The sequence below is a fragment of the Bdellovibrionales bacterium genome (genome assembly GCA_016714165.1).
Lineage (GTDB): Bacteria > Bdellovibrionota > Bdellovibrionia > Bdellovibrionales > UBA1609 > JADJVA01.
This window is the reverse complement of record JADJNU010000002.1, coordinates 199,248-223,683: the sequence shown is the minus strand read 5'-3', so window position 1 is coordinate 223,683 and position 24,436 is coordinate 199,248. Positions and strand designations below refer to the sequence as shown.

The 24,436-nt window shown below is 46.0% G+C and carries 24 protein-coding genes; 18 read left to right on the top strand and 6 right to left on the bottom strand.

The window, feature by feature from the left end; all coding sequences use genetic code 11:
- Positions 1 to 126 precede the first annotated feature (126 nt).
- From IPJ71_12215 to IPJ71_12205, 3 genes are all read right to left on the bottom strand, one after another.
- Positions 127 to 1,491, bottom strand: coding sequence for a hypothetical protein (locus tag IPJ71_12215; protein MBK7844444.1), 1,365 nt, complete (start codon positions 1,489 to 1,491; stop codon positions 127 to 129).
- 223 nt (positions 1,492 to 1,714) lie between these two features.
- Positions 1,715 to 2,275 (bottom strand): hypothetical protein, encoded by a 561-nt coding sequence (locus IPJ71_12210; protein MBK7844443.1) that lies wholly within the window; start codon positions 2,273 to 2,275, stop codon positions 1,715 to 1,717.
- Positions 2,276 to 2,299: 24 nt separating this feature from the next.
- The gene (locus IPJ71_12205; protein ID MBK7844442.1) at positions 2,300 to 5,233 is read right to left on the bottom strand and encodes a hypothetical protein; all 2,934 of its coding nucleotides are present in this window, start codon (positions 5,231 to 5,233) and stop codon (positions 2,300 to 2,302) included.
- 212 nt (positions 5,234 to 5,445) lie between these two features.
- Between IPJ71_12205 and IPJ71_12200 the strand changes: the two genes are divergently transcribed.
- The 6 genes from IPJ71_12200 (at position 5,446) to IPJ71_12175 (ending at position 10,253) form a co-directional block, all read left to right on the top strand.
- Positions 5,446 to 6,000 carry an RNA polymerase sigma factor gene (locus tag IPJ71_12200; GenBank protein ID MBK7844441.1) on the top strand — a complete coding sequence of 185 codons (555 nt, stop codon included), beginning with the start codon at positions 5,446 to 5,448 and terminating at the stop codon, positions 5,998 to 6,000.
- Positions 5,997 to 6,344, top strand: coding sequence for a hypothetical protein (locus IPJ71_12195; GenBank protein MBK7844440.1), 348 nt, complete (start codon positions 5,997 to 5,999; stop codon positions 6,342 to 6,344). The genes IPJ71_12200 and IPJ71_12195 overlap by 4 nt, the downstream gene beginning before the upstream one ends.
- Positions 6,344 to 6,514 carry a hypothetical protein gene (locus IPJ71_12190; GenBank protein ID MBK7844439.1) on the top strand — a complete coding sequence of 57 codons (171 nt, stop codon included), beginning with the start codon at positions 6,344 to 6,346 and terminating at the stop codon, positions 6,512 to 6,514. Before IPJ71_12195 ends, IPJ71_12190 begins: the two co-directional genes overlap by 1 nt.
- Positions 6,498 to 7,001, top strand: a complete 504-nt coding sequence (locus IPJ71_12185) for a DUF3106 domain-containing protein (GenBank protein MBK7844438.1) — start codon at positions 6,498 to 6,500, stop codon at positions 6,999 to 7,001. The genes IPJ71_12190 and IPJ71_12185 overlap by 17 nt, the downstream gene beginning before the upstream one ends.
- Positions 7,002 to 7,003: 2 nt before the next feature.
- The gene (locus IPJ71_12180; protein ID MBK7844437.1) at positions 7,004 to 8,029 is read left to right on the top strand and encodes a hypothetical protein; all 1,026 of its coding nucleotides are present in this window, start codon (positions 7,004 to 7,006) and stop codon (positions 8,027 to 8,029) included.
- A gap of 226 nt (positions 8,030 to 8,255) precedes the next feature.
- The gene (locus tag IPJ71_12175) at positions 8,256 to 10,253 is read left to right on the top strand and encodes a hypothetical protein (GenBank protein MBK7844436.1); all 1,998 of its coding nucleotides are present in this window, start codon (positions 8,256 to 8,258) and stop codon (positions 10,251 to 10,253) included.
- Between the two features lie 462 nt (positions 10,254 to 10,715).
- Here IPJ71_12175 and IPJ71_12170 read toward each other — a convergent pair whose 3' ends face one another.
- Positions 10,716 to 10,988: a hypothetical protein gene (locus tag IPJ71_12170; GenBank protein MBK7844435.1), complete on the bottom strand. Its 273-nt coding sequence runs from the start codon at positions 10,986 to 10,988 to the stop codon at positions 10,716 to 10,718.
- Positions 10,989 to 11,128: 140 nt separating this feature from the next.
- Here IPJ71_12170 and IPJ71_12165 point away from each other — a divergent pair, with 140 nt between their 5' ends.
- The 12 genes from IPJ71_12165 to IPJ71_12110 all read left to right on the top strand — a co-directional run bounded on the left by IPJ71_12165 (position 11,129) and on the right by IPJ71_12110 (position 21,683).
- A complete protein-coding gene (locus tag IPJ71_12165) occupies positions 11,129 to 12,463 on the top strand; it encodes a hypothetical protein (GenBank protein MBK7844434.1) in 1,335 nt (444 codons plus the stop codon).
- A 103-nt stretch (positions 12,464 to 12,566) separates the two neighbouring features.
- Complete coding sequence (locus tag IPJ71_12160; GenBank protein ID MBK7844433.1) at positions 12,567 to 13,514, top strand: ATP-binding cassette domain-containing protein; 948 nt, start codon at positions 12,567 to 12,569, stop codon at positions 13,512 to 13,514.
- Entirely contained in the window at positions 13,511 to 14,272 is a 762-nt protein-coding gene (locus tag IPJ71_12155) for an ABC transporter permease subunit (protein MBK7844432.1), read from the top strand. Before IPJ71_12160 ends, IPJ71_12155 begins: the two co-directional genes overlap by 4 nt.
- 6 nt (positions 14,273 to 14,278) lie before the next feature.
- Entirely contained in the window at positions 14,279 to 14,788 is a 510-nt protein-coding gene (locus tag IPJ71_12150) for a Gldg family protein (GenBank protein ID MBK7844431.1), read from the top strand.
- Between the two features lie 221 nt (positions 14,789 to 15,009).
- Entirely contained in the window at positions 15,010 to 15,888 is an 879-nt protein-coding gene (locus IPJ71_12145; GenBank protein ID MBK7844430.1) for a Gldg family protein, read from the top strand.
- A complete protein-coding gene (locus IPJ71_12140) occupies positions 15,885 to 17,108 on the top strand; it encodes a DUF4340 domain-containing protein (GenBank protein ID MBK7844429.1) in 1,224 nt (407 codons plus the stop codon). Before IPJ71_12145 ends, IPJ71_12140 begins: the two co-directional genes overlap by 4 nt.
- Positions 17,109 to 17,180: 72 nt before the next feature.
- Positions 17,181 to 17,363, top strand: coding sequence for a hypothetical protein (locus tag IPJ71_12135; protein ID MBK7844428.1), 183 nt, complete (start codon positions 17,181 to 17,183; stop codon positions 17,361 to 17,363).
- A gap of 11 nt (positions 17,364 to 17,374) precedes the next feature.
- A complete protein-coding gene (locus tag IPJ71_12130) occupies positions 17,375 to 18,364 on the top strand; it encodes a galactokinase (protein ID MBK7844427.1) in 990 nt (329 codons plus the stop codon).
- Positions 18,365 to 18,380: 16 nt separating this feature from the next.
- Positions 18,381 to 19,193, top strand: a complete 813-nt coding sequence (locus IPJ71_12125; protein ID MBK7844426.1) for a DUF429 domain-containing protein — start codon at positions 18,381 to 18,383, stop codon at positions 19,191 to 19,193.
- Positions 19,194 to 19,253: 60 nt separating this feature from the next.
- A complete protein-coding gene (locus IPJ71_12120; protein MBK7844425.1) occupies positions 19,254 to 20,219 on the top strand; it encodes a hypothetical protein in 966 nt (321 codons plus the stop codon).
- 56 nt (positions 20,220 to 20,275) lie between these two features.
- The gene (locus tag IPJ71_12115; protein ID MBK7844424.1) at positions 20,276 to 21,103 is read left to right on the top strand and encodes a hypothetical protein; all 828 of its coding nucleotides are present in this window, start codon (positions 20,276 to 20,278) and stop codon (positions 21,101 to 21,103) included.
- 4 nt (positions 21,104 to 21,107) lie between these two features.
- On the top strand, positions 21,108 to 21,683 hold the full coding sequence (locus tag IPJ71_12110) for a hypothetical protein (protein MBK7844423.1): 576 nt from the start codon (positions 21,108 to 21,110) through the stop codon (positions 21,681 to 21,683).
- Between the two features lie 141 nt (positions 21,684 to 21,824).
- Here IPJ71_12110 and IPJ71_12105 read toward each other — a convergent pair whose 3' ends face one another.
- Together IPJ71_12105 and IPJ71_12100 are read right to left on the bottom strand one after the other, a co-directional pair.
- The gene (locus IPJ71_12105) at positions 21,825 to 23,042 is read right to left on the bottom strand and encodes a cation:proton antiporter (protein ID MBK7844422.1); all 1,218 of its coding nucleotides are present in this window, start codon (positions 23,040 to 23,042) and stop codon (positions 21,825 to 21,827) included.
- A gap of 406 nt (positions 23,043 to 23,448) precedes the next feature.
- Complete coding sequence (locus IPJ71_12100; GenBank protein ID MBK7844421.1) at positions 23,449 to 24,195, bottom strand: transposase; 747 nt, start codon at positions 24,193 to 24,195, stop codon at positions 23,449 to 23,451.
- Between the last annotated feature and the right edge of the window lie 241 nt (positions 24,196 to 24,436).

The window sequence follows — 24,436 nt, the reverse complement described above, 5'->3', positions numbered from 1 at the left end:
CAACCACGGCAAGCAAGTTCAATTCTTGCCACGGTCGCTACGAATCCACCTTTCAAACGTATTGCAATGAAAATAACTCACTATTGTTAAGTCCGAGTTTCGTGCGCGTACAATACCTCTATCTAGCTATGGGTTCTCGCCTATGATCTGGCGAAGGTATTGGAGTCTGGCGATAAAGGGATTTGAAATGTCCAAAGATTGCAGTCTTTGTTCCCAAGGGGATAATGTTGATGTGTTTGGACGTTGGATCATCTGCCGAACCCTTTGAAATGCTGATCTGAGCGCTGCGACTGTTGACCTTTCTTTGCGCCATTTCTCGATGGTGTAAGATTGATGGTCTAGTATTTTCCTGTCATAGGGTCCTTTATCTAAGCTTACATTTCTCAATGCAAAGGAGTCTATTTTCCTTTCTAAGGCTTCAAGTATCACCTCATCGTCAGAGGTTAAATCTCTTCCATTTTCGATTTCTCGTCGCAATTGTTCAACGATCTTATTTTTTAGCAAATTGGGAAAATCCGTTTCCATGGCAGTCCAAAACCGATGGAAAAAAAAAGGAGCAGTGGCTCCCTCTAATTTCATGTATCCAAATAGTTCATACGGTAGTAGCTCTTTCAGCTTTGGATCATCCTTTACGGCTTCGTACTGCTGTAATCCGCTTCGGCCCAAGAAAAACCTGGCCTCTGGATTTAGAAACCGCGAGCCGAAGGCACCGATTTGATCAATCATACTTGCAAGGTCATTCCTTATTTCCACTGACACTCTTTTAAATTCCGGGAGAACAGATTTTCCATCAAGATCCGCACGCAATTCAGAAAGGAGCTCTCCAATGAGACCAGTTCGTGACTTGATGATCTCGACCAAACGATTGTCCACAAAGAAACCCTCGATTGCGTGAACCCCTATGTCATGAAAAAATCCCTTTCCCTTTTGTGATATAGGAATTTGACCATTGTGAATGAAGTTTCCTAGATAATCTTTAATGGAGTTGGTGACATCTGGAATCTCATAAACCGAAATGACAATTCGCCTTGGATCTTCTGTGCGAAGTCCAGAGTTGAATCTAGATATTGCGCCGTTTAGCTCCATGACGTCGGGAACTGTTAGAGTGAAATCGTCGAGTAGTTCGAAGCCAAAGAAGGCGGCCTCCTTTTCTCCTAACAAGAAAATATTGGCCCGAAGATCTAGGACTGCGTCTCCAACTTTTTCATCAAGTTCATTTTTGAAGTCAAACCATGGTCCCTTACGTTTAACAATAAGCCGTTTTCCGCCATGCTTTCCCGGTTGATAATCAACTACGTCAAAGGCTAAGCTCTGGAACTTTCTCAAGTTTTCACTTGTGGAGAGACTTGCCGTACGCTCTCGAGAAGAAATTTGGCCTGCTCTTAACATCTGCTCGCATTTGCTCGCACCTGCAGGGGTTGCCTGCACCAACGTCGTCGAAGCAAGAATCAAGATAAGGTGGCGAATGCTGGCAGTGACTCGTTCAATCATGTGGAATCCTCCAAGGACATTTTCACTCACATGTGACGCAACAATCGTGCCAATCTTAAATGTCCTGCACATTTTGATCCATCATTCTTTGAATTCTCATCGAACCGTAAATACCTTTTGAAATCTAATTGTTTAGGCTGTCGAAACTTCTGACAGCGAGTGGTCAAAAATCGGCTGGACTGGCTCCATGTCTGAAGTGTTCGATCTGCTTATTGGTTTTAAGTTACTCAAAGTGATAGCTGAGTGAAAAGGCCGGATAGATGATGGCGCGCGAGTTACTGATGAGTGTGTAGGTGGTTGAATTGGAGAGCTCTTCGCCAAAGGTGGCGGAGTAGTAGATGAGGTGCATTCCGGCTCGAAGGCGTTCAAACAATTCGGGCCGGTAGCCAAACTCAAATTTATAACTGCTCCCTCGCCATTCGAGGGGATTTGATCCCGTATCGTAGGTTGCCTTTGCCTGCAAATTGTACGTAAAAAACATGGCCCAGGCTTTGTTTTTATCAATGTAGTATCCAAACCGGGGTCCCATTTCTGTCAGACTGAAACTTGTCTCTGTGGTGCCATTGTTGTCTCCCAGGTTGAGAATTGAATAGCCCCAGCCGATTGTAAACTGTCCTTTGTTTGCAAGATCCAGGTTCAAAGAAAGGTCTGCAAACATTCTGGTGCTAGTGGAATCACTGGTATTGCTGAAGCTATCCGAGAGGTAAAACAGATTGGTGTCCATTGAGAAGGCATGAGCCCAATCAGCAGATAAAAGCACAGCTAGCAGGAGCAGAGAGCGCATTGAGTTTCCCTTTGATGCTTTGTTTTACATTGATTTTTCGGAATTTTTTGGCATTTGATTAACGTCCGAAATGCCTTCTATTCCGATGCCAAAAAAGGCCTGGAATCCACCCAATTTTTCCCGATCAAATCCATAGTAACCACCCAATATAAATGTCAGTGGCAACTGGTATGCGACGGTTGTAGAGATTTTGAGTTCTCCTCCCGCACCCCAGAACGGCTTTCCTAAACCAGACTGGACGTATCCGCCGGCATCTTGATCAAAGGCGCCTCCATCCACAGAAACGGCATCAACAAAAAGTGCGGCGTTGAGATCTTTAAAGAACAAAGGAAAAAGTTCCTTGCCTCGATAAATGTCGGCCAGCGGAAAGCGATACTCAAAATTGCCATTTATAATCTTCCGACCGACAAAGGTCGTGGAAGGGTATCCACGCATGAGAAACGAGCTTGTTACCAGGCTTGCGATGTAATTGGCACCCACAGTTTTATCGCCCAAAGGGACAACCAGATTCCATGGCATATCGGGAGCAAAAGCTCCTCTTAATTGAGTCACGAAACTGTGGTTGGGTGGGAGGCCTTTTGAAATGATCTGGTTCCAGGAAAAAGAAGATCTACCATAATCAATAAAATTAGACCTCTCTAAAAATTCTGTGTGAGCCAAAGAAACTTGGGTGTTGTAGTTTCCAGTGAGATCTTCTGGGCTAGGTTCATCTGATTCTTCCGAATCTGGCGAATAAGTGGAATAGGAAAAAAATGTCGAAGGGCCTTCTCGCTTAAGGTGAGATCCCAAACTCGATGTTTCAATGTGGGTATATCCAACGCCACCGCGAAAGCGATCGCTCAAAAGGGGGAGATAAAAGCCAGCATTGGCGCCCGCAGATCGGTTGGTCAAAGTGACATCGTAACCTGACAAATACTGCTGGCTTTCAACGTAGCTGAGAGTCCAGTCAATGGGGAGGGTTCTGTTGAGGTATGAAAATCCATAGCTGGGCTTTCTTGTCACAGAATCATAAGAAGCATCCAAACCATAGGAGTGCTTGCCCAAGGGGTCGCCCGCTGAGGTGCTCCCTTGTATCAAGACCCCTCCCTCCACAGGGTAAAGAAACGGGATCCAATATCGAGGGTAGAGGTAGGGCCAGGAGGAAAATTCACTTTCGCTCATCTTTACATCTTTTAACTTGGGCCCCTCGGGAGGCGTCTTCCAGTGTTGTGCAATCAGGGGCTCCAGTTTTGGGATTGAGCTCATTGGCAGAAAAGGAGCACCAAATAATTTGGGTCCATCTTTAGCCAGCTGGCTATAAATCATTTCGTTGGTTAGGGAGTCAAACTCTCCGTTGAGAACTTCCGTTTTGGAATTCGTGAGTGGTTTTGCATCAGTTAGATTGCTATTGGCCAAGTACAAGTTACTCACTCCACTGCGATCTGATACAACAAGGAGCCCCTTCTTTGTCACCCGAGGCTGGCGAACGGGCATGAGATTTTTTAGAACAGTGCGAGGTTCAGATTCATTTAGCTTGAGGGACATTAGTCCTGCTTCGCCATTTGAATTGTGAACCCCAAAGATGATTTCGTTCGGTCCCAAAAATTGAGGCCGGGAGACTCGGGACAGAGATCTCTTGGGCTTAAACAGGGTCCTGACTTTGTTATCGGCCAAATTTAAAATGGAGATCTGTGATGTTGCAGGTCCATTTTGCACAAAGACCACTTGCTGCCCATTAGGACTCACTTCGGGTTCAGTGGCTCTGAGGCCCTGGGTGAGTCGCCTCGACTTTTTGCTGGCGAGGTCGTAATGATAAAGATCGCGAAAGCGATAGTGTCGCATATAAATCTTAGATTGATCATAGATGATGCCACTTGAATCATGGAGCCATGAAACACGACTGGTTCCGGCGGATTTCAGCAAAAGATGAAATGGTTTTGTTGAAAAGCTCTCCTTCGCCCCTGGGTTTCTTTCAATGAGTCGAATCTGCCCACTTTGCTTTGGGACAAAGGCGAGATAAGCGAGGTATTTTTGATTCGGAGAAATGACGGGGCTGTGTTGGCCAGATCCAGTGTGATCAAATGGGACCTCCTTCGGCAAAGGTCCCTTCGAGATTTTGGATGTTTCTGTGGCGACCTTTTTTTCGATTTCTTGATAAAGCTCAGATAGGACTTCTTGATAGGTCTTTTTCGTCTGATCTTGCAAGGGGCTATTGAGGAGAAAGGGCACACGCTGAGAATATCTTTGCAGGAGGGCGGACGTCACTTCGACCCCCGATTCTTGAATGATTCTATTCCAGACGAGGGAGCCAAAGAGATAGGGGCGCTGTCCAAACGGCCAGCTTGGAATATCTGAGGCATTGATTCGATCGATGCTCTCAGAATTGAGTTGGTCGCTGAGGACGAGATTTCTGAGGCTGGCTCCGTACTGAGGCGATCTGAGTCGTCCATGTTGAGTAAAGCGAGTTTCCATTTCGACCGCAAGGCCTTCTAGCCACCACGAGGGAAGAAGCGCTGTCGGATGAATGATTGAACCAAAAACGTATTTGAAGGGACGATAAAAACCATTGCTCGGTTCAAAAGACAAAATATGGGCGTATTCATGGATCATCAATTCGCTCGCCCAGTTGTCGTAGTATCCAATGGAGTCAAGATCATCAGGCAAGACTGGAAACACAGTGATCATCGGAAGAGGAAAAAATCCAGCAAACCCGTTTGCAAAATCGGTCGAGTCGTTGATGAGAATATGAGTCTTAGCGGGGTGTTCCTTAAATATGGGCTGGAGAAAAAAGTGCGCTCGTTCAGCCTGCCAGGCAAAAAGTCTAGCGACCTCTTTTAGATTGCTGTCAAAAATAACTTTGAAGTGAACCGTTTCAAGGACCTGCCATTTTATTTTTGGATCAACACTGCTGGCGAGAGAAGAAGAAAAGCTGAGAACCAATAAAAAGAGAGAGACAAAAATACGAATTTGCTGTTGCATAGAAACATTGCACCATTGTCGCCAAGGGCGAGCAACGAAAAAAATGGGATGTCGGTCACTGAGTTTGGCTGGGTGCGAGCAGCCTCAAATGGGCCAGATAACTATTTGTTTTAATTGAATTAATTTATATATAATGGGAGAGCGCAACTTTTTTTCAAGGGGTGTGTTTCCAGACAGACCTCTGTGGCTGGTATTCACAAAGGACAGGGATTATGAGTCAACAGAGCGATGACGAGCTAATGGTCCAAATTGGAAAGGGCGATCAACGCGCATTTGGGCGTCTATTTGAACGTCACAGTGGAAAAACTTTGGGTTACGCTTGTCGGTTGATTGGTGATCGAGAGAGAGCTGAGGATGTGGCTCAAGAAGTGTGGCTAAAAGTTGTGAAAGCGGCTGAAAGATACGAGGGCACGGGAAATTTTATCGCCTGGATCTATACTCTCACTCGCCACACTTGCTTGAATATGATCCGGGATCAACGGCGACTTTTTGAAGCCCTAGCGAGTGAAGGAGAGCCTGAGAATTTTGAAATCCCTGATCGTAGGGAGTTAGAGGAGACGATCATGAATATGGCAGAGGTTGAGCGAGTAAAAAAGGAAATTGATCAGCTGCCTGATTCACAGAGATTGGTTTTGGTGGCTTGGTTGACAGAGGATTTGAGCTATGAAGAGTTGGCCGCTCATATGAGTATTTCGGTTCCGTCACTCAAATCGCTATTGTTTCGAGCACGGAGAAATCTGGTTGTGGCCTTGGGGGTGTCGGGATGAAAAAGTGGGATTCAGTCATTTCCGAAAAGCCGAGTCGCGATCATCAAAATCGAGTGATGAATTTTGTTGGACCCGAACTTCAAGAATTGAGGAAGAAGCATCGACGGGAGTTTTTGAAGCAGATATTCGCAACAGGTGCTGTCTGGTCGTCTCTTGTGGCCGTAGCGGTGAGCCTTTTCTTTTTGCCTAGGTTACGAAAGTGGGATCCGGCGACGCCACTGTTGTCTGTCAAACCAAAAGGAGATGACATTGATATGTTGGCTGAGTTGGACTTGCTCGAAGACTTGGATTTTTTAGATACTTTGGAACTTTTGGAGCAAACTCCCGAATTGGATGAGGTGTAATGATGGAAGGCTCATTGGTAAAATTGGAGATGCAGAACAAACAGAACGTCGACCCAGATCTCCTTCGCAATTTGGACATGCTCATGGAAATGGACATGCTTGAGAGCGAAGAAGACATGTCAATGATCGAGGAAAGTGAAAATGAGGAGTTGAATGATGAATCGACGTAATTTTATCTCGATGTCCATGACTCGCTTGTTAGGTGCCGGATCTATTCTTTGGACTTTCGCAGCTTTGGCTGAGGAAGAATCGACGGGGGGGGGCGGTGTCCAGCCGCCCGATCTGTCCTCTGGTGGGGATGCTTCAGAAGGGAAAACTCGCTGGGAAACATTGACACCAGAACAGCAACAAAAGGCTCAGGAGCGATGGGAGAAATTTAAATCTCTGCCTCCCGAAAGGAAACAGAGAATTCTACGTGCTTGGCACCGCTATCGCAAATTTTCTCCGGAGCGTCGCCAACAGATGAAGAGCCGATGGCGGCGCTTCCAACAAATGTCTCCGGAGCAGAAGCAGAGATTTCGTCAAAGGTTTAAAAAGTGGAAATCCCTCTCACCCGTGAAGCGTCAGGAACTCCGAAAGAGATTCCTTGAACGGCGCAAGGGACGCATCGGAGGCCTGGATGGCTTATCGAACAGAAGTTCCCAAAGAGGGGAATAAGCATGACAAATGAGCGAGGCCGTAAGCGAGAATCTGAAAAACGAGAACCTGGAAAACGAGAACCTGGAAAGCGAGAACCTGGAATCAGCAAAGAGGCAGATGGATTTTATCGCACTTTGAAACTTCTGCTGGTGATTCTTGCGGCGACAGCTTTGCCAGGAAAAATTTTTGGAGAAAGTAAGAAAGAAGTTAAAGGGGACGATTTTTTTGCCTTTGAGAAAATGATGGAACCGCCGCCCAACGTTCTTTTTTTGAGTGGAACTGGAAGTGGCGAAGGAAATCGTTCATTCAGTGTTGACGCTGACTTTCATTTAGCCAATGACTATCGCCTCTTGTTGGGTTCGTCGAGTCATCGAAATCGCTTAGAGGAAGAATCTTTTAGGAGCGGATCGATCTATCTCGGAGTCTCCTCCGATCCCTTGGATGAATATGTCGTGTCTCTGCAAATTGAATACTGGGGAAAGCGGGGGGAGATCAGTCGCCGTGCGCTGGCTGCTGGAATCGAGCGAAATGGTGAGAATTGGAATTTTCGGTTAGGCATCGGGGTTCGAAATATTAATTTGACGAGCGAGAATGCTTCATCTGAAGAGGGAGAAGTCAGAATTTTAAGTCCGTCCTCGGAGATCTCAATTGAGTATATCGGTTGGACTCCTTGGCTCGTTCGAATAAATGGAGAAAAATTTGACTACGACAGGGACATGAAGCTGCTCTCTGATGATCGTGTTAGCCAGCTCTTTTCATCCGAAACGGTGGCACTTGCTTCTAACTTTGTGACCCATGGAGGTTCAATAGAATTGGGCCGTCGTTTTGGGAAAGCGTATTTAGGTGCAGAGGTGGGCCAGAGCGCTTCTGCTGTGGATGCTTCAGTCTCAAAGAATTTCAATTTGATAGGAAGCTATGAAATCTCACGAAAGTGGGGAATTCAGGTTTTGGCAGGAAAGGCCACTTTTCCTGATAGCGATGGGGCAGATCCTGCACGATATTTGCGAGTTGGGTTCAATTACTCATTTGCCGAAAATGGGCTCTAGTCGTCTTGAAGTGACAAAAATTGCACCCAAGATCCTGTCTCTCTTGTTTAAAACTCACGAGATCAATCATTGAAGTATTTGATATCTCCAGAGCCCCTAAATTTCTTGGCACCACCTTTGCTCGGCTTTTGCTTGGGCGAGAAATATCCCTTTTGCTTCATTCAGGGGGTGTTTTCGAGCCTTAAATATCTTGTATTACTGAAAATCGATCGAATCGGGAGAGTGTATGAAGAGAATAAAATCAAGAAAGCGTTATTCGATAAAAGTGGCAACTCTTGTTGTTGCAACAGCGTCTGTGATTGTAGCCTGCGGAAGAAACGTGAATAACGGTGGTTTTAGACCCAGAAAAACTGGGACATCAACTCTCGGTATATATCCTGGAAAACCAGGGCCAGGTAGCTTTGCGACATTATCTCCTGAGCAGAAGTCTTTGCGTCTCCGCCAGATTATCGCCAAAGTATTGCTGGGAAAGAGTGAAGCTGAGGTAAATGATCTTGAAGGACTGAATCGTTTGTTGCCAGAGTCCGCTGCCGATATAATCCTTGGAGTTTCAGCAGATTTAAGTAAAGTTGGCTCGTCAGTTGATCAGCAAAGAGGTCAGACTGATTCAGCAATTGTTGCTGCACGAGAGGGCCTGCGACGATCGAATATTTATGCTGTGATCGGTCCTGAATCACAGGCTAAATCTGTCGTTGTTACTGGAGAATTTCAATTAGGCGAGACTTACTTGAAAATTAATGAAGGTGATGTGGAGTTTCGGGCCACCTGTTATGAAGGCTGCGAAAATTTTCTGGTTTTCATATCAAGTGGTGAGGCAAAGGCCGGTTTCATATTTAAAATTAATAATGAGACGGGGTCTGGTCAGATTGTCGCCTCCACCTTGGGATCACGTTTGAGGACTTTTGAAGATGCGAAGAAATTACTGGCGGCAGGAGAGGGAGTGGCTCGAACGATAGTTGCCCCGACCATCCCACCGGGTTCGGGGGATTCGGTTGTTCCTCCCGCTGTTGTTGAAGGAACTGATACTGGTGGATCGACCGATGCACTACCTCCTGGCGATCAGGCTGGGGACACGCCGCTAACGGGCGAAATGAAAACGCCACCACCAGCAGATGGAGAAAAGGCAGCGCCAACGCCACCACCAGCAGATGGAGAAAAGGCAGCGCCAACGCCACCACCAGCAGATGGAGAAAAGGCAGCGCCAACGCCACCACCAGCAGATGGAGAAAGGGCAGCGCCAACGCCACCACCAGCAGATGGAGAAAAGGCAGCGCCAACGCCACCACCAGCAGATGGAGAAAAGGCAGTGCCAACGCCACCACCAGCAGATGGAGAAAAGGCAGTGCCAACGCCGCCACCAGCAGATGGAGAAAAGGCAGCGCCAACGCCGCCACCAGCAGGTGGTCCGCCGTCGGCTCCGCGCATCAAGAAATACGACGCGGTCTATTCTAGCCCCCCGTCGGCGACGCCCGCAAAAGGGGCACCTGAAGAAACTCCGAAAGCCGTTCCACCACCGACGCCTCCCGCACCCAGTGATCTTACTGAGCCAAAGAAGCAGCAGCCAGTGACCCCTCCTGAAAAACCACCGTTTATTGTTTCAGAAACTTGGGACAAAATGAAAGCTCTTACACGTCAAGCGATCGAGGCGATTATTACGGGCGTTCCTAAAAGCCGGATGGGCGGAGACTCTGATCAATCACTTTCCGTTTATACATCTCTGACTGGGACATCTCCGGACAAATTGAATTCTGCAGACAAAATAGCTTTACTTGAGCTTTTTCAACACCACTACCATGATACTTTTGCTCTCCGAATTCCGTATTTTCAAATAAGCCTTGATCGGAGTTCGAGCCCCCCCACACTTGGTGTGGATTTGGCCATATCTGAAAACGGCCTTGATCTGAGAAAGCGCACAGATGAGGGTATGAATGTGGCTCTCGACGCGACCGTTCTCGATGGAAAAACCGTCATCATGGATATCAAGAATGTCAATGGGTCACCTAGTGATGTCAGAATTTCAATGAGATGTATCAGCAATTGCAAAGAAGTAGTTTCTGAAATCTGGTTTGGTGAAAACGATGAGAGAAAAAAAAGCTTTACTCTCAGGTTAGCTGGGCTCTATAAATTTGAAGCTGATGGGGATAATGTCCCAATGAAGTTGACCTATTCGACGTCGGGATCTTCATGGTCCAGTGGTCGATTTGATTTCTTTGATTGGCCTTGAAACTAAGGCCAATGATTGTGTTGCTAAAGTTGGCAATGTTAAAGAATGTCCTGCCCCAACTGAGCCTCCCGGATCAAAAGTACTGGATTCAGCCAAAGTGTGCGAAATCAATAAAGCTCAGCTTTTGAAAAAAATGGAAGTTTGTTCCAAAACGTTTAAGGATTCTGTTTCTGCTGGCTTTCTTGAAATCTATAAAGGTATTTTAAGTGGTCGAAGTACAGAGCCCTCCGCTGGGCAGACGCAGCCAGATGCAGCAGTTAATGGGCCATCAAGCCCACCACCAGTAGTGCCCGCTTCTCGGCCACCATCAGCAGCAAAGCTAAGTGGCCCCAGGAAACCAAGGCTATATCGCCCTGGAGATCTTAAAGCGGGACAAGGAAGGAAACTGTCTCCACGATTTGCCAAATAGGCCTCTTGTTTTCAAAGCTGGGTATCTGAGTTGTCGGGTATCCCGCTTATTGGTTAAACAGCCTGCCGCGAGTTGACGCGGCGGTAGTGGGCGAGGTCCCAATGTCCGTAGATTTTCTTTTGTAGCATTTCGGTCAGTTCTTCTTCGAGTTCGCGGTGAAAATCCGCCAAATATTGGGTTGGGATGTGTCCTCTGCTGACGAGTCTGCAGGCGAAGTCTTCGATCACTCGATTGATCAGATCTCCTTCCGACTCAGTTTCATCAGTATAATTATTTATATGATTTTCCAAGCAGACATAAAGAAGGTCATGTTCTGGTTTTAGCATTCTTGTCGCCCCGTTTGATAATTATGAGTAGTCTTGCGGTTCACTCAGTTTATCGGAAAATAAAAAGTGAACCTATATTGGCCTGTTGTCAGTTCCATACTTTCGACAGTAGAATCCAGACCATGAAGGCGCTGAACCTAATGGAATTTAGAGATATTGTCGAGATGCTCAGGTCTTTGATTGGGGCCCGTTTGCAAAAAGTGTATTCAGGGTCCAAGGATCTTGTTCTAGAACTGTACATCCAAGGGCGAGAACGCTGGATCTGGGTCGATTTAGAAGCCACTCGACCCTTTTTGACGGTCTTACAGGAAAGACCTCATTATCTTCCAAAAATCAAAAATCCGACATCGCTTTTTTTGCACGCTCACGCTGTGAATCGCTCTCTTGCAAAAGTTGAATGGATGGAAGGGGCAGGTCGGGTTCTCCGCCTTGTGTTTGGAAATGAGGCTTCATCAGGCAACTGCGAGTTGGAGGTTCGTCTGTTCCCTCATGGTCAAAATGTGGGAATTTCCAGTGGTGATAAAAAAATTTGGTGGAGCAAACCTAAGATTTTGGTTATCTCCGATGTTGAGGAAGCGGCGGTCGATCAAAAGAGAAAAAGAAGAGATCACTCAGACCTAAGAGCAGAATGGGTAGATAATCGCCCCGATCTTTTTCTCCGCTACTCTGGAAGAGATTCAGCATCGGCAGAGAAAACACAGCCGAATCAGCAGGGGCCCTTCAGCCAAAGAACGAATCAAAGAGATGTCAGTCTAGAAATTGAAAAGCGAAGAAGGATTGCCAGCAAGATTCGTCTGGAGATTGAAAGGAAAATAGAGGCACCTTGGGCGCAATTGGGGGAGTGGCTGAAGGTTCATCAGAATTTCTCCGTCCCTACAGAATGGGCAAAATTTATTGATCGGAAAATGACATTGGCTGAAAATATCGGCAGGTGTTTCAAGAAGGCAAAGGAAACACAAATTAAATTGTTAGGAACTCAGGAGAGATTAACTCAAATCTTAGGCGAGATAGGGGAGTTGGAATCTGGGAATTTGGGGAGCCTTTTGGAGGGGAGATATAGATCCCTAAATGGAAAAAGCAAGAGGAGTCTAAAAGAGCCCGATGGCGAAAGAATGAGAGTTCGAAAACGTCAGATTGGAAACCGGTGGTTGGCCTATGTCGGACGATCCGCACGAGATAATTTGAGCTTACTCAGAAAGGCGAGAGCCTGGGATTTATGGCTCCACCTGAGAGATTTTCCAGGCAGCTTCTGCATTGTTCATCGAAATAAGGAAGAGGTCGTCACAGATGTCGTCCTCAAAGAGGCAGCACAGTGGATGGCACAGGAAACCTTTGGAGCCAAGGCTTCAGAGAGGAGAGGAGAGAGATTGGCCGTGGCGGTAGCGGAGTGCCGATATGTGCGGCCGATCAAGGGTGATACCCTTGGGAGAGTGACCTATCAAAAGGCGCGCCATCTGGAGATCGTGTTTCAGTAGTTAGTGAATTATTTAGGCCTGCAACGCGACAAACTCACAACTTGACTGGACAAACGATTTGTTTAGGATCTACTCCAAGGTTTAAAACCAGGAGAGTGAATTTATGATCGAAGTGCGAGATCTTTCGAAGGTTTATGGCGATCGCACTGCCATCGACCGCTTAAATTTTTCCATCGCGAAGGGCGAGGTTGTCGGCTTTCTGGGGCCGAATGGGGCCGGTAAGTCTACGACAATGAAAATCATTACGGGATATATGGCACCATCTTCCGGATCCGTCAAAGTTGCGGATTACGATGTGTTCGAATACCCCCTCGAAGTCAAACGACGCATTGGGTATTTGCCAGAAACTCCACCCGTTTATGGTGATATGTTTGTGAGGGATTATCTGCATTATGTGGCTCGGCTTCGCGGAGTTGAATCTGCAAAGCTAAAGAGTATGGTTGATGCGGCTCTCGAAAAGACAAACTTGCAAGATGTTCGTGATCGCTTGATACAAAATCTATCGAAAGGTTTTAAACAAAGAGTTGGATTGGCTCAGGCCTTAGTGTCTGACCCAGAGATTCTTATTTTGGATGAACCGACGGTTGGTCTTGATCCCAAGCAGGTTGCAGAGATGCGCAAGTTGATCTATGGCCTCAAGGGACAACACACCATTGTCTTGTCCACTCATATTCTCCCTGAAGTGCAAGCCAATTGCGAACGCATTATCATTATTAATCGTGGCAGGATTGTGGCGGAAGACTCCATGGCGGGTCTTTCAAAAAGAATGTCCGGGGGACAGAAGCTTGTTATTAGGATCCGACGAGCTTCACCTGCAACAGAAAAATCCTTAAAGACAGTTGCTGGCGTATCTCATGTGAAGGCCGAAGGAAATGTTTTGCAGGTTGATTTCGATGGACGTGAAGAAACGACCGAGGCGATTGCTCACCGCTTGGTGACCGATGGTGTAGGGCTGCTTGAAATGAAGGCCATGAGCATGGATCTTGAGGATATTTTTATCCAGTTAACTTCCGATCGTATTGAAGACGGAATTCAGGGAGGTGTACAATGATTCGTGGAATCTTGACGGTAGCATGGAAGGATTTTCGAGTTCTCGTAACGAGTCCCATGTTTTTGACTGTGTCTGGCTTGTGTGCGTGCATTTGGAGTTACAATTATTTGCCCCAGATTTTTCAATTCGAAAAAGTTGCTCAGAGGGCCTTTCAGTCCGGTGGCTTAAATATTCACCAGACCCTGTTCGCTTCACACATTGCTCGCGCCAATATCATCCTGATATTCGCTATTCCAGCCTTAACGATGAGGTTGTTGGCCGAAGAGAAGAAAATGAGGACCTATGATTTGCTCTTAACTGTTCCGATTACAGCAGCCCAGATTGCAATTGGAAAGTTTTTGGCTGGTTTTGCGGCTGGCTTGGTTTTGTTGAGTCTCTCGTTGATATATCCCTTGGGGACCTTTTTTATTTCGAATTTCTCGCTGGGGCCTTTGTTCACCTCGTACCTGGGTATGGCTTTGGTAACAGGAATATATGTGGCCATTGGACTTTTTGCCAGTTCGGTGACTGAGTCTGTTGTGCTTGCTGTTATTCTGGCGCTTATCCTCAACCTGTCCTTGTGGTTCTTGGGGCAGGCGGCTGAGATGTCGGATCAGGCTACATTAACAGCGGTGATGGAACACATTTCAGTTCCTCAGCAGTTTGTTTCCTTTCTCAAAGGGACTTTGCGTATCAGTTCATTGACGTTTTTTGTGAGCACTCTGGCTTTTTTTGTTTTTCTTTCTGAACGTGTTGTCGAATCTTCTCGTTGGAGGTAGTGGGATATGAGTCGTTGGGCAAAAATTTCTTGGTTGCTTTGCGGATTGTCAGTTTTAATTTTGGTTGCCGTACGCTTTATTTTGGGCGGATGGGCCAATTTTCTTTACGTTCCACTTGCTGTGTTAGTTGTCAGTTTTGGATTGGCCTTGGTCCTTGATTGGAAATTCTATCTGGAGTTTTTCACTCTGAGGACCACGAAACACGGCATGAATATGGGAGTCCTTATTATTTTGGTGGTCGCCCTTTTGGCGGCTGTGAATATGATCAGTGTGCGGTTTAATAAATCATTTGATTTAACCAGTGAGAAGTTGAACTCGCTTTCGGATCAGTCGGGCAAAGTGATTGGGGATCTCAAGGAGAATCTTGGGATTGTTGTTTTTTATCGGGGGATGCAGGACCAGGAACCAAAGGCCCAGATGAAGGAGCTTTTGGCCATGTACCAGGACCTTTCTCCGAAGCTTGAGGTTCGTTTTGTCGACGCCTATCGTGAACATCTCGAGGCTCAAAATACCTGAAGGATATAAAGGGCGAGCCGGGTCTCGTGTTGTTTGCTGAATATCAGGGTCGTAAAATTCGCGCTCAACAGCCACTTCCAGGAAGAACAGGTGACAACGGCAATCATCAAAGCTACCAGAACTGACAAGAAAAAGGTTTATTTCTTAACCGGTCACGGAGAAAAGGATTTCACCAGGAGCAGGCAAGTCCTGAGCAACAGCAGCAGGCACAGGATTCTGGGTTGACTCTTTTAAAACAGGGACTAGAGGATTCTTCATTTCAAGTCGAAACCCTGAATCTGGTCGATCGAGCGGAAATGCCAGCGGACGCTGGCATTTTGGCCATCCTCGGGCCCACCTCTCAAATTCTTGAGCGAGAGATGGATATTTTGAGAAATTTTGCCCGAAAGGGAGGGAGGTTTTTAGTTGCCGCTGATCCCGGGAGCAATAGCAATATCGCCCAATTGGTGAAAACATTTGGGGTCGAATTTGCAAATAATTATTTGGTGAATGAATTCAATTTCCTGGCGCAAAGAGATGCGGGGGAAGCTCTAGGAGTTTTGTTTGACCGCGACAGCGACATCACAAAGGCGTTCCGATCTGGAAACAATTTTACGGCCTTCCCCTTAGCCAGTGAAGTCAGGAAGGCCCCTGATGCCTCTTCGACTTTGAAGGTCAAAGAGTTGGTTAAAACGAACGAAGCCAGTTATGCTGTGAATGACATTTCAAAACCAAGTAAACCCTCAAGCCAGAGGCAGCCTTATACCGTTGCGGTCTCGTCGGAAGGGCGGCTGAGTGGAGGAGAGCCCGCTCCTGCTGCGGATGGTGATCCTAAATCGCCGGGTGCCGGCGATAACTTTGCGGCTGTTGTTTTTGGGGACAGTGAATTCTTAACTAATGGCTGGATCGTTCAGGGAATCAATCGGGATTTGGTTTTAAATTCGGTCGCCTATTTGGCTAAGGAATCGGATCTGATCAGCGTGCGTCCCAAGAAGGCCGAAGGCACACAGTTAGTCATGTCTCCAACTACAAGGGTCATTGTGGTTTTGTTAGGCTTGCTCTTGCCGTTGGGTTTATTAACTTCGAGTGGGGTTGTTTGGTTTCGTAGGAGGGGTGCATGAAATCCTTTCGTTCAACTCTGATTTTTGCAGTTATAGTGGCGGGCCTTTTGGCTTACGCTATCTTTGAAATGAGGAGAAGCGAAGAAGTTAAGACGGCTGAGGCCGCACTGGACCGAATTGTTAAAATTGATGAGAAGGATGTGCAGGAGCTGCAAATCACGAGGCCCGATGGCAATCTTCATTTAGTGCGTCAGGGAGAAGCCCTCGTGCTCAAGGCTCCGGTTGAGGACAGGACGGACAGTTTCAGTGCGACGAGTTTTTTGAATTCTATTATCAATCAAAATGCCAAGGTATTAGAGGAAAAAAATCAGAAGTGGGCTGACTATGGCCTTGAGACGCCAAGGCTCAAAGTTGAGCTTGTGTCGACAAAGGGAGTGAAGACCAGCTATCAGATTGGATCAGAGAAGGCATTTGATGGTTCAAATTATCTGCGTGACGGAGATCGCCTTTTGATAGGTTCTTCTGAGCTAGATACTGTGCTCTCTAAGAAGGTGAGCGAGATTCGTGATAAGAAATTATATCATTTTGGAGATTTAGCCAAAGGCTTGAAAGTCGTTTCCTCGGCGGATGGGGTTGATCTTAAACTTGTCCGTCGTGATGGAAAGTGGATTTATGAGAAGGACCCTTCTGTTGTTTTAAAGGACGATGAAGTTGATCGGTATCTTGCTGAAATTACCAATTATCGTGCTTCGGATTTTGTTGAGGAGGAGACCACGCCACAGGTGTTGGCGCGTTACGGACTAGATAAACCACAACTCACAATTGAATTGTGGTTGGAAAACGAGAAGGCTGATGGACCGCACTGGTGGTTGAGGGTTTCCAAACCGAAACTAGGAAAAGAGGCCTTTGCCTATTATTCAGGACGTTCAACAGTTTACAAAGTGGCTGAGGATACGGTTCAGCGGCTCTCCAAAAATCTTGATGCGCTTCGGAATAAAAAGATTCCCTTTGAGTTTAAGTCGGATTCGGTCGGAGAGTTGTCTTTGCGAACAAGTTTGACGGATATTCGACTTGTAAAAAAGAATGGACAGTGGGCTCCTGTGCAGCCAGTATCCGGCAAAGAGGTCGACCAATCTGCCGTGGATGGACTGCTGTCTAAACTGAATCAGATGGAAGCACGTTATTATTTGGGTGACAAAAGGAAAAGGAGGCTCGGTAAGGAGAGTAACTCCTTGAAATTGGCGGATTCCGAGGGGAAGCCACTTTTCGAGATGACATGAGGTGATTCATTTAAAGCCAAGAACGAAATAAAATCAGCCCCTGATGAAGAGCTTTATTACACACAAACCAATTTGGCTTCCGAGTTGCTTGGAGTTTCTGTTGGAAAGATCAACGAGTTGCCCAGGCAAACCCTACTGAGGGACATCAAGAAGGCAGATCCAACACCAGCTGTGGATGCTTCGGTGGGGAAATCGTCTTTGCCTCCGAAATCATCTCAGGAACCATCTCCTGAAGGCGAAAAAAAGAAAGAATAGGGTTTTTAGCTTTGGAGGCAATTGAGGTCGTTTCACCAACGCGGGTCGACTTGGCCGGCGGCACGCTTGACTGCTGGCCGCTTTACAACCTGGTGGCACCTCATTGTGTTACAATCAATTTTTCTTTGGGCTTGTGCAGTCAAGTCAAACTCATTCCTCATACGGGTCCCGAGATTGAAGTCAATTTAACCGATTTGAACTGCAAGCAGAATTTTGCAAGCTATTCTGCGTTTATGGCCTCTGGCGATCATCGTTTTGATATCATTCGCGGAATCACTGAGTATGTGAGGCCTCCCTCTGGATTTCGATTGGATACAAGATCAGAATCTCCTGTTGGAGCTGGTCTAGGTGGGAGTTCGAGTCTGACGGTGTCGATCTTAAAGGCGTTTGGGAAATGGATTGATCGCTCTTGGTCCACTCTTGAAATTGTGGAAGTGGCTCACAATCTTGAATCAAAGCTCATCAACTCGCCGACAGGAACTCAGGATTATTTTCCGGCCGTTGAGTCAGGTCTCCACTTTATTCATTATACGGCCGATGGGGCGCGACTCGAGACGAGACCCATACCAAAGAGCATTTTTGAAGAGCATATGACTTTGGTTTATACGGGGGTCCCGCATCACAGTGGTCTTAACAACTGGCAGGTGATCAAGGCCGTTATTGAAGGAGACAGGGAGGTTCTGAAGTCATTGCGCGAAATAGGCCGAGTTTCTCAAGATATGATGAAATGCATTTTGCAAGGAAATTGGCAGGACATACCACGGCTATTCGACGAGGAATTTCTCTGGAGAGTTGCTCTCACTCCCTTTTTCTCGAGCCCTCGCATCGAAGAACTAAAAAATCTTGTTTTGTCGGTAGGAGCTCAGTCCGTGAAGATTTGTGGAGCCGGAGGAGGAGGTTGCGTAGCTGTATGGTCTCAACCGAACAAAAAAGGAAAGGTAGATTCTGCGTGCCTAAAATCGGGATTTCAAATTTTGCCTCTGAATCTTTCCAGAATCTGAAGGGCTCAATCTCCTTATGAAAGCTCATCATTTTTCTGGCCTTGCGCTTGGAGGGGGAAAAACGGACAAGAGTTGTTTGGCGTTTGTAGAATACTATCACAACCACAATAAGATTTTTCTGAGCCAATTGTATTCAAGGATTGGATCTGAAAAGGAACTCTCCGCTGATCATTTACTGATAAAATTATTATCTGATGGCAGGCACCTTGAATTCTTGGCCATCGATACTCCTCTTAAATTGCCCAAGTGTTTGCGGTGTCGCTTGAGGTGCCCTGGATATGAAAGTTGTGCTGAACCTGAGATTAAATGGATGTGGAAGTTCTATCGTGAGAAGAATCAGCGCAAGCGTCCGGCGAAGCTCTTTACTCCCTATACCGAACGATGTGCCGAGCTTTATATTTCTTCAGGTCTCGAAGAGGAGTTCCATCCTCCCCATGCTTTGGGCTCCAACATGGCCCCTTTGACAGCTCGAGCTCTTTTTTTGCAAAGAAGACTTTCGATTCCTATGATCGAAGTTTATCCAAAGCTTTCTTTGTGGAGAATCGGGAGGACTTTGGGTCTTGCTAAGTCTCACCTTCGTTTTCACAAGCATTCGGTTGGAGGGGAGGAGAGTCGTGAGGCGATCATTGACCAGCTCATAAAAATGAACATTGCCTTTATTTATGAGCAGGATGCCAAGACAATGATCGAGTTTGCGCCAGCTTTTGATGCCTTTGTGTGCGCTTTGACAGCAGTTCTCAAATACAAGGGTCAGACGGAGCCAAGGCCCAAGGGATTTCCAAAAGCTGATGCCTGGATCGAATATCCCAAAGAAAAAATTCACTGGTAAAAGGTCTTGAGGCGAAGGACCAAGGCTGTCTAATTTGTTTTATGAAAGTATGATGGGGGAATGGGAATATTGAAGATCCTTTTTCCTATTTTAATGATGCTCGACTTCACTTCATCTATTGCTCAAACCTCGTCTTTGGACGCAATCGACCACAAAGTCATACGCAGGATCACGGTGTTTCCCATCAAGACAGAGCCTTTTTTGAATGAGGTGGCGGAGGAAGCTTGGTGGAAAATGCGAGAAGCCTTAACAGAAAATAAGCGATTTCTTGTTGCCAGCAAAAACTACTTGGTTCAAAAGGACGTTTTTCAAAGCAGGGGGGAGCTATCACCTGCAGATGCCATTATTCTTGGAAAACTTCTTGATGCTGACGCTTTAGTTGTCACGTACTTGAGAGAAAAAATATTACATATGCGCGTCTATGAAGGCCAGTACGGCCGAAGCCTCTGGCACAAAGAGTTTCAGTTGCAGGCCTCAATCCCGGTTGCCAAACAAATTGTGGGCTCCACAAAAAAACTGGTTCTGGACTTCATTTCTTCTGTTCCTTATCAGGGCTTCGTGATTACGGATGGCCTGATCGGCAAACCAGTATTTTCCGAGGGAGAGAAGCATCTGGTGAAAATAAATATTGGAGAGAATACCTCCATCGAGGTTGGAGATCAGGTACAAATGGTGAGAATAAAGAGTGATAGTTTGCGTCCTCTTTTTCTGGATGGAGCAATGAGCGAGATTTTTGCTGAGGGCCGGGTGGTTTCTATTTCCCGAGAAATTATTGTCGCTGAAGTGTTGCGAGCCACTGACATTGATGAAATTCATGATCTCTCTCTTGTTCGACTTCCAACAGAATCAAAGAGACTTCGAGACATCTATGGGCTCAATCAAGAAGGTTCCATGGCAGGGCCCCATCCTGAAATGTTGGTACCTGGAGTTTCTGATTTGAGTCGGGAGGATGCAGAGAAAAAGCCGCTGCTGATGGCGTTTTCGTTTGTGCTTAATTTGGCAGCTTTTTTGATTTTGGCATTTTAGAATTTTGCGATTGCAGATTAGATTTGATGGCTTCTCTCTGCAGCAAGGGTAATTGAATGGAATTGAAACAGTGTTTTCTTAAACTTAGAGTTAGTCAGTTGAGAGGTCCTGCCGTTTTCCATTTCTCTCTTCTTCTGCTTGCCTTCTGTCTGAGTGGCCACTTATCTGCATTTGCCTCTGGGTCCTCACCTTCCTTTTCTTCGGGATTTGGAAGTGTTGAGGAAGTTCAAAAGAAGAAGGAATCAAGTCGATGGACAATTGAAGGTTGGCTCAGCCAGAAGCAAAAGATTCAATGGATGAATTATTGGCTTGCCATGAATACGTCGCCCTTGGATTTTGAATTTTCTCTTGGAGGAAATTGGGGCAATTTAAAGAGTGAGACAACCACGATACCGGGCGCAATTTCAAGTGCACAGGTCCTCGAGGGAGAAATCTCGGTTTACTATCGGATAATTGGATTTACGGCTGAATACAAAAAGCCAGATGCGGATTCTGTGTCTATCAGTGCTCTTTTTAATTTGAGACTACTTGGGACTAGTCTTCAAGCATCGCAACTGACACTTCATTATGGGTTTCGAGAATTCATGTCTCAAGATCCACTTGAGGCAATTGAGCAGCAGCAGGTTGCGGGAGTCAGCGCTACGCTTTATTTGTTTGATTTTCTTGGTTTGGAGTCTCAATATCGCAAGGAACTTCCAGTAACGAATAAGGGTTTGGTCAAAATTGAAAACTCAATTTTCAAATACGGACTGTTTGTTGAGTTGGGATTTTTGAGACTTTACGGAAATGTTGTAGACGAATCTCTGATACAAATTCCACCCGCGGCCACCGAAATGGCGACAAAAGGAAAGGGATCGGAGTTTGGTGTTCAACTCTATTTTTAAAAAATTGAAAGTTTGCTCAGCTCACTCAGTTTTTCGTTTGGCCTTAGTCTTTGCTTTTTCTGCACTTCATTTTCTCGATTTTCAATCTTGTTTAGCTCAAGAGAATGTACGATATCCAGATAACAAAAGCTATTATGTCGGCGCCGGATTGGGCCCATTTCTTCCCTTTAAAGTTGCGGGAGTCGCAGATACCTATCCCGCTTGGGGTGTCTGGTTCAGTCATCCCTCCGAAATTTCCCAGGTTGAATACAGTATTTTTTCTGTCAATGCCAAGGGTGTGACTTTTTACAATTTCGCCATTGGACTTCGAATTGATTATGAAGTCGCGATGGCTGTGCAAGCCTACTTCACTCTCGGCCTGGACGGAAATTATTATAAGAGAAAAGAGAGTGAAGGGCAGGAGTTTGATTTTGTATTTAAAGGAGGCAGTCATGTTGGCTTTGGAGTTCTTCAGAAATTAGCAGTCGATCTCTTTCTAAGAGGCGATTGTAAACTCAATCTGAGTCCCGGAAAAAGTCTCTACATTGGGATCGGTCTTATGTGGGAGTTCGGTGGCAGCGGCGAAAATCCATCGCGCTAATAATAAGTCATTTTTTGACGTATTGGATTTTCCTCCTGCATGGTATTTTCTTCTGTATCAATCATAATTTAATTGATAGCGGTTGCCGCATGCTTGAGAAAAAACCGAGTTTTTGCGTGAGAAAGTGACCACGCTTCTCTACTAGCTGGACGGGAAATTTCCTAAAATTCTTTGATAGAGTCGTGCAAGGAAGCCAGTTTCAGTCAAAGGAATCAAAAGCGCGGTTATAATGATGGATAGAATCACTACGGAAAATACGAAGGCTTGAATCGTCTCGGACTGGGCCACTCCTTTTTGAATCACCAGACTCACTAAAACTGCCGGTGCCAAGCCTTTAGGAATCATCACTGCTGCCACCATCGCATCCTTCTGGCTAACGCCCTTAGGTGGCAAGGTAAAGCGAGTGATCCAAATTCTGAGAAAATAGAGAAGGACCACCAGCAGCAGCGAAACCGCCACAATGTGCAGGCCAGATATTTGAATGGAAATTCCCAGAAAAATAAAGAAGAAGGTCTTCATCATAAAAACAATTTCCTCGTAAAACTCGCTTTCTCTCACTGCAATTGTTGGCCAGTTGGCTTTCTTAAATAACACAGGAAAATTGGCCAGGGTGATCCCAAAACAAAGGGTTGAAATAGCCCCGCTCAAGTTCATTAGTTCTGCCAGGCCATAAAGGATAAATGCAAAAGCAATAGTGGTGAAGACGGAGCTAGGGATCTTTCTCACCTTGTCCCAAATGAGTAACCAAATCAAACCACCACCAATGCCTAAGATGGCAGCAAAACCCAAGGATTTGAGTACCCTAACCGATACTCCTATTAAGCTCATATCCCCAGTGGCAAGTGCATCCACAAAAGCAAAAGTGAGTACGATACAAATGACATCTGTAAGAGCAGATTCCAAAACTAAAATTGTTTGAGTTTTCTCACCCACTTTTAAAGATTGAACCATAGGGATCACCACTGCCGAGGAAGTTCCAGAAAGAATAGCTCCCGTCAGTAAAGCCAAACTCCAGTCTCCGCCCAAAAACGGCAGTGAGCCAATGGCCAGAAGACCCATGGTCACAATTGCCGTCACGAAAGTAATGGCCATCGTCGCGGGGAGGTTCTGCCCAAGCGAAGACAGTTTTAATTTAGTACCGCTTTCAAAAAGGATGATGGCCAATGCCACTACCGTCACGACGGATCCCATTCTGCCAAAATCTGCTGGAATCGCCAGTTTTAGGATTGGACCGATCAGGAGACCAACGAATACTAAGATCAAGACGTCTGGCACTCTGGTAGCCTTAAAAAACCAAGTCAGGGCATGGGCAAAAAAATAAAAGATTCCAACGATAAGTAAAACGATTCCGTTGTCGATGACTTTACTCCTAGGTTTTCAGCTATAATAATTCATGGTTTCAGGATTTACCACCACTTCCAATTCTATATTCTCCGGCAAAAATCACAGTAACGCGGGTAAACGCATGGTCACAGTCAAATCGTCAATAGTCAAATAAACTGGCCTACGTGATTGTTGTTCCAAACTCCAAGGGTACCTTGCTGACCTAAATCTCAGGAGTTCGGGATCGAGTTCGGCTTGGTGCAGGGCTCACAACGGGAGCGCTGCTGCCGGACGCATGTTTGAAGATACTGAACTCCTGAGATTTAGGTCAGCAAGCTCCGCGTGTCTTGGGTCAGACGCCCTTGGATACAACAAATTCAAAGAAGGCTTGCGAGTTGGCGGAGTATTAAAAATTTAGATTTTCTTTTGGAAGCTTTCACTGTCAGATGATCTGATGGTTATGAAAATCCACATAAAGGTCTATATGATCCTTAAGCCTCTTGGGATCCTTTGTTGTACACCAGGTTTTGCGGATGAGGCGATTGATATTAGCTCTGAGCATGGCGTAGGTGTGATTAAGAGAAAATAAAGGATCAAATCCAATCTTTTTGAGCTCACCTTGGCCGGCCACGCAGCCCCTTTTTCCTTTGTGAGCCTTGTGAGTGGCCTGAGGAAACCACTTCGATATTGATGGTGGGTAGTGAGGATTTTCATCAGAGTGAATGATTGCGTTTGTAGCGATCTTAGATGAAATATTTTTGAATAGCTCCTCTCTTGCCGGTCCTCTTTCGTCAGGGCGATGCCCGTATTTTTTGCGAGAAATCTCAGCAATAAGTCCCTTGGCCGGCATTCGACTCACACAAAAGTCAATGATCTGCCGGTCGGCGCGGTTCACGATCATGGTTACCGAAAGGGGTTTGCATTTTGTGTGCTCGATCGTTTCAAGATCATCAAACTGAATCTCAGTGAGAGGCTCGAGTTGATCAAAATTCTTCTGATTTCTTATTCTCGAGCAGTGGGCAAGAAAGAGAAACTTTCGAACGACAGTGGTTCGACTGATTTTCAAGAGCTTAGCCACCCTTCTTTGTGAGACTCCCGAGCAGAGAAGTTCAAAGATTCGTGGGTTGAGACGGCGCTTTTTTGTCGATAGCACTTTTGTCTTGTGGCTTCTGAAAACGTGCGTCGACATTGCTTGCAACGAAATCTCTTGAGTTGGCGCCCATCCGATTTTCTGAAAAAGGACCCGAACTTCGGATGCCGATCATGCGTCAATGAACAATGGGGGCAAATTCGCTTCATAGCAGAAGGGAGAGGCAAATACCTCGCCAACTGGTAGGATTTAGTTCCTTCGAACCAACATTCTAATGGGCCAGTTTGTGATTAATAAGTCTTTTTTGGACGTATTCGATTTTCTTCCTGCATGATATTTT